Origin of the sequence: Duganella sp. OV510 (genome assembly GCF_900100205.1) — a bacterium.
In the GTDB taxonomy this organism is placed as follows: domain Bacteria; phylum Pseudomonadota; class Gammaproteobacteria; order Burkholderiales; family Burkholderiaceae_D; genus Rugamonas.
Window position 1 is genome coordinate 143,290 of the sequence record NZ_FNEQ01000007.1, and the last position, 15,221, is coordinate 158,510.

At 61.3% G+C, this 15,221-nt stretch carries 13 protein-coding genes and 1 other RNA gene; 9 read left to right on the forward strand and 5 right to left on the reverse strand.

Translation table 11 applies throughout. From position 1 onward, the window contains the following. From mraZ to rnpB, 3 genes are all read right to left on the reverse strand, one after another. Positions 1–429 (reverse strand): division/cell wall cluster transcriptional repressor MraZ, encoded by a 429-nt coding sequence (gene mraZ / locus BLS51_RS18980; protein ID WP_090186444.1) that lies wholly within the window; start codon positions 427–429, stop codon positions 1–3. A 546-nt stretch (positions 430–975) separates the two neighbouring features. Then, positions 976–2,472, reverse strand: coding sequence for a glycerol kinase GlpK (glpK, locus tag BLS51_RS18985; protein WP_090186447.1), 1,497 nt, complete (start codon positions 2,470–2,472; stop codon positions 976–978). Positions 2,473–2,483: 11 nt separating this feature from the next. Then, an RNA gene (gene rnpB, locus BLS51_RS18990) (RNase P RNA component class A) lies at positions 2,484–2,825 on the reverse strand. Between the two features lie 118 nt (positions 2,826–2,943). Here rnpB and BLS51_RS18995 point away from each other — a divergent pair. Beyond that, positions 2,944–4,641: a thiamine pyrophosphate-binding protein gene (locus BLS51_RS18995; protein ID WP_090186454.1), complete on the forward strand. Its 1,698-nt coding sequence runs from the start codon at positions 2,944–2,946 to the stop codon at positions 4,639–4,641. Here BLS51_RS18995 and BLS51_RS19000 read toward each other — a convergent pair. Together BLS51_RS19000 and BLS51_RS19005 are read right to left on the reverse strand one after the other, a co-directional pair. Continuing rightward, positions 4,636–5,178: a hypothetical protein gene (locus BLS51_RS19000; RefSeq protein ID WP_090186458.1), complete on the reverse strand. Its 543-nt coding sequence runs from the start codon at positions 5,176–5,178 to the stop codon at positions 4,636–4,638. The genes BLS51_RS18995 and BLS51_RS19000 overlap by 6 nt on opposite strands. Before the next feature lie 74 nt (positions 5,179–5,252). After that, on the reverse strand, positions 5,253–6,344 hold the full coding sequence (locus BLS51_RS19005; protein ID WP_090186462.1) for a porin: 1,092 nt from the start codon (positions 6,342–6,344) through the stop codon (positions 5,253–5,255). A 968-nt stretch (positions 6,345–7,312) separates the two neighbouring features. Between BLS51_RS19005 and BLS51_RS19010 the strand changes: the two genes are divergently transcribed. The 8 genes from BLS51_RS19010 to lepB all read left to right on the forward strand — a co-directional run bounded on the left by BLS51_RS19010 (position 7,313) and on the right by lepB (position 15,220). Then, positions 7,313–8,260 carry a MerR family transcriptional regulator gene (locus BLS51_RS19010; RefSeq protein WP_090186468.1) on the forward strand — a complete coding sequence of 316 codons (948 nt, stop codon included), beginning with the start codon at positions 7,313–7,315 and terminating at the stop codon, positions 8,258–8,260. 90 nt (positions 8,261–8,350) lie between these two features. Then, entirely contained in the window at positions 8,351–9,388 is a 1,038-nt protein-coding gene (ftsY, locus tag BLS51_RS19015; RefSeq protein ID WP_090186476.1) for a signal recognition particle-docking protein FtsY, read from the forward strand. Position 9,389: 1 nt separating this feature from the next. Next, positions 9,390–10,046, forward strand: a complete 657-nt coding sequence (ftsE, locus tag BLS51_RS19020) for a cell division ATP-binding protein FtsE (protein WP_090186480.1) — start codon at positions 9,390–9,392, stop codon at positions 10,044–10,046. Continuing rightward, on the forward strand, positions 10,043–10,963 hold the full coding sequence (gene ftsX / locus BLS51_RS19025; protein ID WP_090186484.1) for a permease-like cell division protein FtsX: 921 nt from the start codon (positions 10,043–10,045) through the stop codon (positions 10,961–10,963). Before ftsE ends, ftsX begins: the two co-directional genes overlap by 4 nt. Positions 10,964–11,199: 236 nt before the next feature. Beyond that, entirely contained in the window at positions 11,200–12,087 is an 888-nt protein-coding gene (gene rpoH, locus BLS51_RS19030; RefSeq protein ID WP_373994340.1) for an RNA polymerase sigma factor RpoH, read from the forward strand. 152 nt (positions 12,088–12,239) lie between these two features. Continuing rightward, positions 12,240–12,716 (forward strand): hypothetical protein, encoded by a 477-nt coding sequence (locus BLS51_RS19035; RefSeq protein ID WP_090186489.1) that lies wholly within the window; start codon positions 12,240–12,242, stop codon positions 12,714–12,716. Positions 12,717–12,727: 11 nt separating this feature from the next. Then, positions 12,728–14,446, forward strand: coding sequence for a gamma-glutamyltransferase (ggt, locus tag BLS51_RS19040; protein ID WP_090186493.1), 1,719 nt, complete (start codon positions 12,728–12,730; stop codon positions 14,444–14,446). Between the two features lie 96 nt (positions 14,447–14,542). Then, positions 14,543–15,220: a signal peptidase I gene (gene lepB / locus BLS51_RS19045; protein ID WP_090186500.1), complete on the forward strand. Its 678-nt coding sequence runs from the start codon at positions 14,543–14,545 to the stop codon at positions 15,218–15,220. Position 15,221: the final 1 nt, after the last annotated feature.

Below are 15,221 nucleotides of genomic sequence, written 5' to 3' on the forward strand. Positions count from 1 at the left end.
TTAGAAGGAGAAATTGGCAAGTACATCAGGGGTGCCGGCCTCCAGGGCCTGCTGCTCTTTTTCCGCCATCTTGGCGGCGTCCCAGATCTCGAAGTGCGAGCCCATGCCCATCATCATCACCTCTTTGTCCAGGCCGACAGCGGCGCGGAGTTCGGGCGAGATCAGGATGCGGCCAGCGGTGTCCATTTCCACGTCGGTGGCGTAACCGAGGAAAATGCGTTGCCACGCGCGTGCCTGCAGCGGCCAGGTGGAGATCTGTTGACGGTGTTGTTCCCACACAGGACGGGGGAACAGCATGACGCAGCCGTCCGGATGGCGCGTCAGGGTGAGGCGGCCTTCGCACTGGATCGAGAGCGCGTCACGGTGCTTGGCAGGGATGGACATCCTGCCTTTGGCATCGAGATTGATTGCGGACGCGCCTTGAAACACGTGATTACCTTTTACCTCTGTATGGTTAGCGGAGCATGAAACCAGTTCTATTTGTTTTCATCTCCCCTGTCCGCTAAGTCAGGCAAAATTTCCCACAAAAAGACACTTTTTCACACAGGTGCCCACTTTAGAGGATGGCCGGATAGCGGTCAAGCGCTTTCAGCCAATCGAAACGACGATTTTATTAATAAAATTAAGGACTTAGCGCGATTCCTTGAAGCCAGCTCGAAACAAAATAATTCGATAAATTAAGTACTTAGCCAAGGTTGTGAAGGTGACACCTCATCTATACCCATGTGTTTTGACCGGAAAATGTCGCGTAAAAAAAATTGATTTAAATGCATAAAGTTGCAAACCGCCAACATTGCGGTAGCAAATAGACAACAGCGGCATCGATGGAGGAAATAGGCGGAAAGGCGACGAGAAGCGCATCGGCAGCGCCCTCACGTGGAATGAGGCAAGCTTGACAAAACACACAACACCAACTCAAATTTACCTGATAGCAACAACTCCAGGACAACTTGTCTATACAAATTCTACGCGACATCAAGCGCTATTATACAGCGCCCATTCTTTCGAACGATCGACGGCGCGCGACCATTTGGCCAGCAATTCGGTGCGACGGTCGGCGGACATCGCCGGTTCAAAGCGGCGTTCGCAAGCCCACTGGGCGGCGATTTCTTCCTGCGAATCCCAGAAGCCGACCGCCAGGCCAGCCAGGTAGGCGGCGCCGAGGGCGGTGGTTTCGGTCACCTTGGGACGAACCACCGGCACGCCCAGCAGGTCGGCCTGGAACTGCATCAGCAGGTCGTTGCGGGCGGCGCCGCCATCGGCGCGCACTTCACGCAGCGGTGTCGAAGCATCCTTCTGCATGGCGGCCATCAGCTCGGCGCTCTGGTAGGCGATGGCTTCCACCGCAGCGCGGGCGATGTGGGCACGGGTGCTGCCGCGACTCAGGCCAAACAGCGAACCGCGCGCATACGCATCCCAGTGCGGCGCGCCGAGGCCGACAAACGCCGGCACCATGAATACGCCATCGCTATCCGGCACGCTGGCCGCCAGCTGCTCCACTTCGGCTGAGGACTTGATGATGCCCAGCCCATCGCGCAGCCACTGCACTGTGGCGCCGCCCATGAAGACGCTACCCTCCAGCAGATAATCGGTGACGCCATCCAGCCGCCAGCCCACTGTCGTCAGCAGGCGGTTGTGCGACGCTACCGGATGCTGCCCCAGGTGCATCAACATGAAACATCCGGTGCCGTAGGTATTCTTGACCATGCCCGGCTGATGACAAGCCTGGCCGAAGGTCGCCGCCTGCTGGTCGCCGGCAATGCCGGCCACCGGAATCGCCGCGCCAAACAGGCTGTGATGGGTGTTGCCCACCTCCTCGCTGGACGAGACGATCTGCGGCAGCACTTCTTCGGGAATGCCGAACAGGTGCAGCAGGTCGTAATCCCAGCGCATCAGGTGGATATTGAACAGCATGGTGCGCGCCGCGTTGCTGACGTCGGTGACGTGCTGACCGGTCAGCTTGTACACCAGCCAGCTGTCGACCGTGCCGAACGCCAGTCCGCCCTGCTCCGCCCTGGCGCGCGCGCCAGGCACGTGATCCAGCAGCCATTTCAGCTTGGTGGCGGAGAAATAGGCGTCCAGCTCCAGGCCGGAGATATCGGTAATTTTTTTGGCCTTGCCGTCGGCGCGCAAGGCGTCGCAGATATCGGCCGTGCGGCGATCCTGCCAGACGATGGCCGGCGCGATCGGCTCGCCGGTCTTGCGGTCCCAGACCACGGTGGTTTCGCGCTGATTGGTGACGCCGATCGCCAGCACGTCATGTGCATCGACGTGATTGTCGGCCAAGACCTTGCGGGCGACCGCCAGCTGGCTATGCCAGATATCCATCGGGTCATGCTCGACCCAGCCGGGATGGGGGAAATGCTGAGGGAATTCCTGCGCCGCGCTGCCACAGATCTGGCCCTGGTGGTCAAACAGGATGGCGCGCGAGCTGGTCGTGCCCTGGTCGAGGGCGAGAATGAATTTTTTCATCTCGTATAATTAGTTGAAGCAAGCCGATAGGCCGGATTTTGTTACGGCGCAGGCGAACCTGCGCTATGACAGCCATTCCTCTAGGCGCTGGATTACTCCAGCGCTCAAGCTTCCTACCCGCACGCTCCGCGAGCAACATCATCGCGTGCCTATTTGGAATTGCACCAGGTGGAGGTTACCGCGTTTCACCGTAACTTAATACGCTCGTCTCTGTGGCCCTATTCCTCGCCTTATACCTCGGCTTGCGCTTCGGCTTTCAGCGGACGGCCGTTAACCGTCACCCCGCTCTATGGAGTCCGGACCTTCCTCCCGTCAGGCCTTACGCACTGACCAGCGGCTGTCTGGCTTGCTTCGGGCGCTATTGTACCAGTCCGCACCGGCAAATCTGAAATTTGGTGTCGCCATTCCAAAAGCCGGCCCCGCGCCGTCGCCGTAGAATGCTCTGATAATTCACCCACGAGGCCCACAACAATGACGCAACCATCCCGCTCCGGCGGCCAGATCCTGGTCGACGCCCTGAAGATCCACGGCGTGGACACCGCTTTCGGCGTACCCGGCGAAAGCTACCTGGACGTGCTCGACGCGCTGCACGATTCCGACATCCGCTTCATCATCAACCGCCAGGAAGGCGGCGCCGCGTTCATGGCCGACGCCTACGGCAAGATGACCGGCAAGCCGGGCATCTGCTTCGTCACCCGTGGCCCCGGCGCCACCAATGCCTCGATCGGCGTACACACGGCATTCCAGGACTCGACGCCGATGATTTTGTTCATCGGCCAGGTTGGTAGCGACTTCATCGACCGCGAAGCCTTCCAGGAAATCGACTACCGCCGCATGTACGGCCAGATGGCCAAGTGGGTGACGCAGATCGACCGCGCCGACCGCATGCCGGAATACATCGCGCGCGCCTTCCAGATCGCTACCAGCGGCCGGCCCGGCCCGGTGGTGCTGGCGCTGCCCGAGGACATGCTGACCACCAGGGCTGCCGTCACCGACACCCGCTGCTACCAGCCGGTGCAAGCCTCGCCGTCCGCCGCGCAGATCGACAGCGTGCGCGCCATGCTGGCATCAGCGAAAAAGCCGCTGCTCCTGCTGGGTGGCGGCGGCTGGAATGCGCAAGCCTGCGCCGACATCCAGCGCTTCGCCGAAGCCAACCAGTTGCCGGTATCGTGCGCCTTCCGCTTCCAGGACTTGCTGGACAATGAACACCCGCACTACATCGGCGATGTCGGCATCGGCATCAATCCGAAGCTGGCGGCGCGCGTGCGCGAGGCGGATGTGATCCTGGCGATCGGCCCGCGCCTCGGCGAGATGACCACCAGCGGCTACTCGATCCTGCAATCGCCGGTGCCGGCGCAGCGCCTGATCCACGTGCACGCGGATGCCGAGGAACTGGGCAGCGTCTACCAGGCTGAATTGATGATCAATAGCGGCATGCCGCAAGTGGCGGCGATGCTGGCGGCGATGCAGCCGGTTGATGCCTCCGCATGGAAGCACACCGTGGCCGAAGCGCGTGCGGAGTTGAAAGCGTGGCAGCAGCAGCCGGCGATTTTTCAGGACGGCAAAGCGCCGCTGGACCTGTGGCAAGTGGTGCAGCAGATCGATCAGCTGGCGCCGCACGACGTCATCATCACCAACGGTGCCGGCAACTACGCCACCTGGGCGCACCGTTTCCACAGCTACGGCGGCATGCGCACGCAGCTGGCGCCGACCAGCGGCGCGATGGGCTACAGCGTGCCGGCCGGCGTAGCTGCAAAGATCATTGATCCATCGCGCACGGTGATTACCTTTGCCGGCGACGGCGAGTACATGATGAACGGCCAGGAACTGGCGACAGCGGTGCAGTACCAGGCTGGCGTCATCATCATCGTGTTCAACAACGCGATGTTCGGCACCATCCGCATGCACCAGGAGCGTGAATATCCGGGCCGCGTGTCCGGCACCACGCTGCACAATCCGGACTTCGCCGCACTGGCGGTGGCTTACGGCGGCGCCGGCGAGGTGGTCACCGAAACCGCGCAGTTCGCGCCGGCGCTGCAGCGCGCGCTCAGCTACACGCGTGAGAACAAGCTGCCGGCCGTGATCGAACTGCGCTACGACGGCAACCTGATCACGCCGGGGGCGACGCTGGAAACCATCCGCAAGAATGCCGAGGCGGCGAAATCATAAGCCGGCGGTGGTGGTGGAGCCGCTATCCAGTACCGGCTTCTCCTCCTCGATTTCCTTCTTGATCTTCGGCACCGGGCAGGCGCGGCAGTTGCCGGCCTTGCGGCCGAAGTCCGTCACCAGCGGCAAGCGCATCGGCAGCGCTTCGTCGCCGCAATAGCCGCCATCGAGCACGATGGCCTTGCCGCCGTCCACCACCTTGGCATTGATGGTGCGCTCCGCTTCATCAGGCGGCTGCACCGTGAAATAAAACTGCTGGCCGCGCGGATCGATGGTCACGTCGCTGGCTACGGCCGGCCAGCTCAGGCCGCCTGCCGTGTATTCATATAAAACCGTGTCGACTTCGGCAAAGCGCTGCAGCGTGATGCGCTGGCCGCCGAATTCCCCGCTGTCCGGGTGGATGCATAAATCGGAATACACCAGCATGCCGTAACGCGGCAAGGCGCCGGGCTTCTTGCCGCCGCCCTTGGGCGCGGCCAGCACAGCGCAGGAAACCAGCAGGATGGCGCCGGCAAAAACGGCACGTCGTGTGATCTTCATCGTTACTGCTTTCACAAAAGAACAACGGCTGCACAGGGCAGCCGTTGTAGCATCTAAACCTGACTAGTCAGGAATTAGAACGAGTGTTTCAGGCCAACGTTGAAGGCTTTGTCACCCGAACCAGCTTCGGTGTTGTTACCAACGGTGTAGCCGGCGCCGTTTTTGTTTTTGATCTTAGCGTAAGCAACGTAGGTGCTGGTACGTTTCGACAGAGCGTAGCTGTAACCCAGGGCCCATTGCGAAGCGTCACGGTTAGCAACTTCTTTGTCGTCTTTGTCGATGTACGAAGCCATCAGGGTGCCCGATGCGCCCAGTGGTGCGGTCAGACCGATCAGCGCATCGCGGCTGTCTGCCGACTGTGCGAAGGTGTAGCCGAACGCGTTGGTGGTAGCGGTTGCGCTAGCTGCGCCGTTGATTGGTGCCGAACCCTGGCCCGAATCTTTGCTCCATGCGCCGAACACTTTGACGACTTTGAAGTCGTAGTTGGCAGCTACCAGGGTGTTGTGGCCAACACCAGCGGTTTTGGTGGTCAGGGTGTCGTTGTTTTTCATGTTGTAAGCAACAGCGACATTCAGAGGACCATTGCCGTATGCCAGCGAGCCGCCAACTTGACGGGTTGCGGTCGAATCACCAGCAACTTCGCCCAGGCTGTACGAAACCGAACCGGTGAAGCCGGCCAGGTTAGGGGTCTTGTACACAACAGCGTTCGAGTTGCGGGTCATGTACGAAGCAACTGGGAACAGGTTTTTAGCGGTACCGGCGTAGCCCATTGCGAATGGATCACCAACGTCGCGCAGGGTTTCGTAGTACGGGGTGTACTGACGGCCCAGGGTCACGGTGCCGGCGGTTTTCGACGACACGCCAACGTAGGCTTCACGGTTGAACAGGGTGCTGGTGGTGTTGTCCAGGGTGCCGTCGTCAACTTTCACGCCGGTTTCCAGTTTGAAGATCGCGCTCAGACCGCCACCCAGATCTTCGGTGCCTTTGAAACCGATACGGGAAGCCGAAGCCGCGCCGCTGGTTACTTTGCTGACGTTGCCATCTTTGCCGCCGCGTTCCGAGGTGATGCCTGCATCCACGATACCGTAGATGGTGACGTTCGATTGGGCGAATGCTGCGGAGCTGGTTGCTGCCAGTACGGCGATAGCGATAAGGGATTTTTTCATTACGTGTTTCCTTCAGTTGTGTTGCTGTAAAAATAAGCCAGTAGTACGGCGTGTTCGATGCTGCTCGGCTTGTGCCGTTGTGCGTGAGGGCAAACTCCCCAGCTGCCACTGTGCAGCCCGCAATGGGACTGCGTTCACTCAATGCGGCCGATGAATCTACGCCGGCTTGATCGCAGCGCCCTCATGGAGCGCCGGAGGCGGCAATGTACTGATGCCCGGAAATTCTGACAAGTGTAAAACTATTCATACTGAACAGTCTCGCATCTTGCCGGTTTTTCAAAGCAGCGGCATTTTACCGCATCACAATATTTCCTGCCGATCAAGCGAACTAGCAGTGTTTCCCGCACGATGAACACGGAGATAACCGCTTCTTCGTTGGACCAAGTAAAAATAGCTACATTGCTATTTCTGACGCCATTTTATACTGAACACGCCGCACACTCGCCTCTACCGAATGGTAATAAGCTAACAACTCCAGACTTTCTTCGGCGGTTTTATCCAGCGAAATAGCCCCGAAACCAACTTTGCTCCTAGTAGTACAGCTTTATTTGTGTAGTAAATTTTGTCAAAGCAGCTAGAAGTTGCATTACGTTACCGTTTTGTAAGAAATTGCTACCTGTTGTATGAAGGAGACAAAATAGTGCATTTTCTTGCATTGTTGCACTGCTTTGGTGCATGAAATTGATTCAACTGTGCGCACGGTGGCGTCGAACTGATAGTGCCCTGCAACAACAGCGGGCAATATTTTTTGATCGAAAAGAAAGAATTTTGTCCAAGACAAAAGCTATTTTAAAAAGCGTTTGAAGAAAATAGTTCTACATGCCAACCCTGTGTCTTGGACAAGCTCCTGCCGTGCAAGCGAAGCCGCGCACAACAGGCCTGATCGCCGATACTTTCAGGTCTAAAACAAATGTAGAATGCAGGGCGCTGTTCGTGCACCCAGACCCCGTGCCACCGCCTATTAGCCAATGACAAACACAGTTCCCTCACAAGCAGTGCCCAGCACCATCAGCGACGTCGAACGCGATACCGGCGTGGCCAAGGAGACGCTGCGCGTCTGGGAGCGCCGCTACGATTTTCCTCAGCCACTGCGCGATCCCAACGGCGAGCGCGTCTATCCCATCGAACAGGTCCACAAGCTGCGGCTGGTGAAGCGGCTGATTGACCTCGGCTTCCGTCCCGGCAAGGTGATCCAGTTCAGCGCTGACGAATTGCAGGCGCTGAGCGGCAAGGCGGCCGGCAAGGGCAACAGCCCGTCGGCGCCGGCGCCAGAACTGCAAACCTATCTCGACCTGTGCAAGAGCCACCAGATGGAAGCGCTGCGCCGCAAGCTGTCGCAGGCGCTGCTGATGATGGGGCTGAAGAGTTTCGTCATCGAACTGGTGGCGCCGCTGACCACGCTGGTCGGCGAGGCCTGGGCCAGCGGCCAGCTGGCCACGTTTGAAGAACACTTATATACCGAGTCACTGACGGTGGTGATGCGCAGTGCCATCTTTGCCATGCCGCAGGCAAATGGCAACCACGTCAGCGCGCCACGCGTCCTGCTGACCACACTGCCGCAGGAACGTCATGGCCTCGGGCTGCTGATGGCCGAAGCCATGTGCGTGGCCGAAGGCGCGCATTGCATTTCACTGGGCGTGCAGACGCCGCTGCTGGATATCGTCGAGGCGGCGCGCGCGCAGCGGGTGGACATTATCGCGTTGTCGTTCTCGGTGGCGATGAATCCGCGCCAGGCGCTGGACGGCCTGGCCGAGCTGCACACCCGGCTGGACGGCTGCGCCGAGCTGTGGGCTGGCGGCAGCAATGCCGCGCTGAAGCGCCGCCGCCCGCCATATGTGCGGACATTCGAACTGGCCGACCTGGCCGGCGCGATCAGCGAATGGCGCGCGCGCCACGCCGTCGTATCGGCCGGTTAGCACTCCGCACTTCACTCCCCGGGGGTGCGGGGGAGCGCTCTGGTAAAATAAGCAAACTTCGTGCTGGCCAGCACCCCCACATACATATCCATGTTTAGCTTCTTCAAGAAAAAACCTGTCGCTCCCGAAGCGCCTGCGGCGCCTGTCGTCGCCCCCACTCCCGTCGCCGCTCCCGCGCCTGCCGCCACCGATCTCCCCGACCTGCTGCCGATCGAAGAGCCGGCCGAGAAAAAACAATCGTGGATGGCACGGCTGAAAGCCGGCCTGTCGAAAACCTCGAACAACCTGTCGGTACTGTTCGTTGGCGCCAAGATCGACGACGATCTGTACGACGAACTGGAAGCCGCGCTGCTGATGTCCGACGCTGGCGTCGACGCCACCACCTATCTGCTCGACGAACTCAAACGCAAGGTCAAGGAAGACAAGCTGCTGGATGCCGCCGCCGTCAAGGTCGCGCTGAAACAGCTGCTAACCGATCTGCTGACGCCACTGCAGCAGCCCTTCGAACTGGGCCGTCACACGCCAACCGTGATGATGATCTCCGGCGTCAACGGCGCCGGCAAGACCACCACCATCGGCAAGCTGGCCAAGCACATGCAGACGCATGGGCAGTCGGTGCTGCTGGCCGCCGGCGACACCTTCCGCGCCGCCGCCCGCGAGCAGCTGATGGTCTGGGGCCAGCGCAACAACATCACCGTGATCTCGCAAGCATCCGGCGACCCGGCTGCCGTGTCGTTTGACGCCGTGCAGTCCGGCAAGGCCAAGGGCGTCGACGTCGTCATGATCGACACCGCCGGCCGTCTGCCGACCCAGCTGCACCTGATGGAAGAACTGAAAAAGGTCCAGCGCGTCATCGGCAAGGGCATGGAGGGCGCACCGCACGAAACTCTGCTGGTGATCGACGGCAATACCGGGCAAAATGCGCTGGCGCAAGTCAAAGCCTTCGATGACGCCCTCAAGCTGACCGGCCTGGTGATTACCAAGCTGGACGGCACCGCCAAGGGCGGCATCCTGGCGGCGATCGCGCGCGTGCGTCCGGTGCCGGTGTACTTCATCGGCGTCGGCGAAAAGATCGAAGACCTGCAGCCCTTCGTGGCTGCCGAATTTGTAGAAGCACTGCTTGGATAATATGATCGAATTCCGGAACGTCTCCAAACAATACTCATCCGATGTGACGGCGCTGCGCGACGTCTCCTTCACGATAGAAAAAGGCGAACTGGTTTTCCTCGCCGGCCCTTCCGGCGCCGGCAAATCCACCCTGATGAAAATGATCGCGGCCATGGAGCGCCCCAGCACCGGCCAGGTGATCGTCAACGGCCAGGATATTTCCCGCATCAAGCCGGTGGCCGTGCCTTTCCTGCGCCGCAACCTCGGTTTGATTTTCCAGCAACAGCGGCTGCTGACCGACCGCAGCGTACTGGCCAACGTCATGCTGCCGCTGCTGGTGACCGGCGCCTCCAAGACGCAGGCCGAACAGCGCGCCCGCGCCGCGCTGGACAAAGTCGGCCTCGGCGACCGCGCCAGCGCCCAGCCCTTGGCCCTGTCCGGCGGAGAGCAGCAGCGCGTGTCGATCGCGCGCGCCATCGTCAACCGGCCGCAAGTGATCCTGGCCGACGAGCCGACCGCCAACCTGGACCGCGCCAGCGCCAATAAAGTATTGGACGCCCTGAAAGCCTTCAACTCGGTCGGCGTCACCTGCCTGATTTCCAGTCACGATGAAGTGATGCTGGACGCCGCCGCGCGCGTCATCCATCTCAACCATGGCCAGCTGGAGGTGGCAGCATGACCCACTGGTTCCGTCAACACCGCTACGCGATGGCCGCCGCGCTGGTCCACCTGCGCCGTTCGCCCGGCGGCTTCCTGTTCAATATACTGGTGGTGGCGATTGCGCTGGCTCTGCCCTTCATGGGCGTGACCTTGCTGGACAATGTGCGGCCGATGTCGGAAACGCTGTCGGTCGATCCGGAAATCTCGGTGTTCCTGAAACAGGAGACGCCGCGCGAGCAGGCCGAGGCGCTGGCGGTGCAACTGCGCCAGACCGTGCACGACAAGCAGGCCAAGATCATCTTCACCCCGCGCGAAAAGGCGCTGGACAACCTGAAGGATAAAAACGGCCTGGCCGATGTGCTGGCCACGCTGGGCGACAACCCGCTGCCGGACAGCTATGTGCTGAAGCTGGACGCCTTCCGCAACGCCGAGGCCGGCGGCGACGTCGACCAACTGGCCGAGCAGATCCGCGCGCTGCCGGGCGTCGACACGGTGCAGGTCGATTCGGCCTGGGTCAAGCGGCTGGCGGCGCTGATCAACATCCTGCGCCTGGCGCTGCTGCTGCTGGCGGCGACCCTGGGCACGGTGGTGGTGGCGGTAATTTTCAACACCATCCGCCTGCAGGTGCTGACGCAGCGCGAAGAAATCCTGGTGTCCAAGCTGATCGGCGCCACCGACAGCTTCATCCACCGCCCCTTCTATTACACCGGCGCGCTGCTGGGCGTGTGCGCCGGCGGCCTGGCGCTGGGCGCGGTGACGCTGGCACTGGGTCCGCTGAACACTGCTATTGCTGAATTTGCAAGACTGTACGCCTCCGAATTCCACCTGACCCCGCTACAGCCGCTGATGATGCTGGCACTGCTGGCGCTGTCCGCCACACTTGGCCTGATCGGCGCCCGCCTGTCGGTCCGCCGCCATACCGCTCGCCTGAACTAATCCTGCTCCGTGCGTCCGCGCACGGAGTCGCTTCCCTCCCCGGCTTAGCATGGTTCCCTGCATTAAGCCGGTCCTAAGATCCATCGCGCATCCTAAACACATCGGAAGACCCGATAGTGTTTTTACTATCAGGCCCATAAATTTCGGACGATTGGCACTCAACGACAGAGAGTGCTAATATATGTTTGAAAGAGTACAAAAGTGCTCATAAGCAATCTCAAGCGAAGGAAACGAAAATGACTATGATGTCCGTGGTACCTGCGAATAACAGTGCTCTGGGACTCGGGTTTAGTGGCAACCTGGGTAACCTGGATGCCTACATTTCGGCCGTCAATCGCATGCCGATGCTGACGCACGACGAAGAAATCTCGCTGGCCAAGCGCCTCAAGGAACAAGCCGACCTCGGCGCCGCCGAGCGCCTGGTGACGTCCCACCTGCGCCTGGTGGTGTCGATCGCGCGTGGCTACCTGGGCTATGGCCTGCCGCATGGCGACCTGATCCAGGAAGGCAATATCGGCCTGATGAAGGCTGTCAAACGTTTCGACCCTGACCAGGGCGTGCGCCTGGTGTCCTATGCGATGCACTGGATCAAGGCCGAGATGCACGAATACATCCTGAAGAACTGGCGCCTGGTCAAAGTGGCCACCACCAAGGCCCAGCGCAAGCTGTTCTTCAACCTGCGCAGCCACAAGACCGGCCTGGACGCGATGACGCCTGCCCAGATCGACCAACTGGCGAAGACGCTGAACGTCAAGCGTGAGGAAGTGATCGAAATGGAAACGCGCCTGAGCGGCCGCGACATCGCGCTGGAATCGCCAACCGATGATGAAGATGACAAGTTTGCGCCGATCGCCTACCTGTCGTCGGAAGCGTCAGAGCCGACCCGCGTGCTGGAAGCCGAGCAGGTGACCCGCCTGCAATCGGAAGGCCTGGAAGAAGCGCTGGGCAAGCTGGACGCCCGTTCGCGCCGCATCATCGAATCGCGCTGGCTGGCCAACGATGACGGTTCGGGTGCCACGCTGCACACGCTGGCGGAAGAATTCGGCGTCTCGGCCGAGCGCATCCGCCAGATCGAGGCAGCTGCGCTGAAAAAAATGAAGGGCGCGCTGGCCGCCTACGTGTAAGCCATCACGCCCTTCCCGGAATGCCGCCGGCGCCCGCGCCGGCGGCATTTTTTTTTGCCCCTTCTTTGCGCTAACACTGACCACGCGCCGTTCGTGCGCCACACTCATGGTCTTTTTGTTAAGCTTGCCTTCAACTGAAGCAGAGGTTGAACATGAAAAAAACAATATTGCGGCAGCTCATCGTACTGCCCTTGCTGGTGGCCGTCATGGCCACGCTGTACGCCTGCGGTGCCGCCAAGGGCATCAGCCGCGCCACACCCGCCCCATTCACCAACATCTATGTGTTGACCCAGGGCGCCAGCGCCACCATCGGCGCTGCGGTTGTCACCGGCGTCGCCGCATCGGCGCCGGTGGTGCGACTGGAACGCGTCAACGACAGTCGTTGCCGCACCGGCATGGTGTGCGTCTGGGCCGGCTACATCAGCTTCAGCTTTACGCTGAAACAGCCGGATGGCAGCGTCAGCAACTTCGTGCTGTCGAATGATATGCCGGATGGCACGGCCAAAATCAGCCGCAACGGCCTGACCTTCACGCTGGATGGCTACGCCCCGCTGCCGGCGCCGGCGAAAGATGAAGTGCCGCCAAATTATCAGGTAAGCTTAAAGGTGAGCAACATTAACTCACCTTGAAGCTTGCCCACATGACCACCACCCGCACCGTCCTCGTCTCTTCCATTCTTCTTTCCCTGGCGCTGTCAGCCGCCGCAAAAACCCCGGTTGCCACCGGCACCGGCGGTGCGGTCGCCACCATCAGCGAGCCAGCCTCCAAAGCCGCCATCGCCATCCTCAACCAGGGCGGCAACGCGATTGATGCGGCGGTTGCGGCAGCGGCCACGCTGGGCGTTACCGATCCATTCAGCTGCGGCATCGGCGGCGGCGGCTTCATGGTGATCTACCTGGCCAAGGACAAGCGCGTGATTACCATCGACCACCGCGAAACCGCGCCGGCCAGCTTCACGCCCGGCGTATTCCTCAAGGATGGCAAGGAGCTGGACTTCGAGCAGGTGGTCGCCAGCGGCCGTTCGGTGGGCGTGCCCGGCACGGTGCGCGGCTGGCACGAGGCGCTGGACCGCTACGGTTCGATGTCGTTGCGGCAGGTGCTGGCGCCAGCCATCGGTGTCGCCAGCCAGGGCTTCAAGGTCAACGACAACTTTTCCCATCTGGTGCGCGAGAACGAAAGCAAGTTCGCCCGCTTCCCGGCCACCGCCGCGCTGTACCTGAAGGACGGCAAGGCCATCGCCGCCGGCAGCACCTTGCGCAATCCAGACCTGGCCAAGGCGTACCGCGAACTGGCGGCCGGCGGCGTCAAGATCTTCTACACCGGCAAAATGGCGCGCGCGGTGGTTGATGCGGTCAACCGCAACGGCGGCGCGATCACGCTGGCCGATTTGTCCAACTACGAAGCGCGCCTGCGCCAGCCGGTGCACAGCACCTATCGCGGCTACGATTTATACGGCATGCCGTTGCCGAGCAGCGGCGGCATCGCCGTCGCCCAGGCGCTGAACATCCTCGAAGGCTACGACCTCAAGGCGATGCCGCGCGCCAGGGCCGAACACCTGTACCTGGAAGCCAGCCGCCTGGCTTTCGCCGACCGCAATGCCTATCTGGCCGATCCCGAATACGTCGAAGCGCCGGTGGCTGGCCTGCTCAGCAAGGAATACGCAGCGCGCCGCCGTGAGCTGATCAATCCCGACCAGGCCAGTGTGCACGCACCAGCCGGCGATCCCTATCCGTTCCAGAACGACGTCAGCGTGCCGCTGCGCGCCAACGCCAACAAGCTGATCGCCGAAGGCGCGCACACCACGCACCTGACAGTGTCCGACAAGGACGGCAATATCGTCTCCTACACTTACACCATCGAGTCATGGGGCGGCAGCGGCATCGTGGTGCCGGGCTACGGCTTCCTGCTGAATAACGAGATGACCGACTTCGACTTCTCCGGCCCGGCGCCGAATGTGCCGGAAGCCGGCAAACGGCCGCGCAGCAGCATGTCGCCCACCATCGCCTTCAAGGATGGCAAGCCGGCGTTCTCGATCGGCAGCCCTGGCGGCGCCACCATCATCACCACGGTGCTGCAGACCATCTTCAACCACATCGACCTGGGCATGAGCATGCCGGATGCGCTGAACGCGCCACGCCTGTCGGAACGCAATGGCATGGCCACCGATGTGGAACCTGGTTTCCCCGGCAGCGCGCAAGCCAGGGCGCTGGAGAAAACCGGCCAGCACTGGAGCAAGCAGCCGGAGGAAATCGGCGCCGCCAACGCGCTGGTGTTCAATCCGGACGGCACGGTGACGGCGGTGAGCGAAGGCCAGCGCCATGGCGTCGGCAGCGCGCTGGTGCAAAAGAGCGCGCACTAGCCAGATAGCAGAGCATGGCTAAGCCGTGATTAAGAATCTGATCACAATATTAGCGCTCGCCATCAGGCGCGAAAATCACTCACTCGGGGGAAGACAATGAAGAACTGGCTGCGCGCCAATAAAGGCTTTGTGCTGTTCCTGGCGCTGTTCGGCATCTTCCGCACAGCAGTGGCGGACTGGAATCCTATCCCGTCGGCATCCATGCATCCCAACCTGCTGGAGGGCGATGTGGTGTTCGTCAATCGGCTGGCCTACAACGTCAAGGTGCCGCTGACCGACATCGTCATCAGCCCGACCGGCGAACCGCAGCGCGGCGACATCGTGACTTTCTCTTCGCCAGCAAATGGCACGCGGCTCATCAAGCGCATCATCGCCCTGCCCGGCGACCGCGTCGAGATGCGCAACGAAGAACTGAGCATCAACGGCCACCCGGCCGGCTACACCTCGCTCAGTCGCGGCATCGAAACCATACACGGCGTTGGCGACCTGGCTGCCGTGCGCGTCGATGAAACGCTGGGCGACACCCGCCACGCCGTCCAGTTCCTGCCGCAGTTGCAGGCACGCCGCAATTTCGCGCCGCTGGTTGTGCCGCCCGGCCAGTACATGATGTTGGGCGATAACCGCGACAACAGTGAAGACTCGCGCTACATCGGCCTGGTGCCGCGCGCGCTGCTGATCGGCCGCGCCGAGCGCGTGCTGGCGTCGGCCGACATCACCGGCAACTGGATGCCGCGCACCGAACGCTTCGGCATGAGCCTGCAGCGCAAGGAGTGAG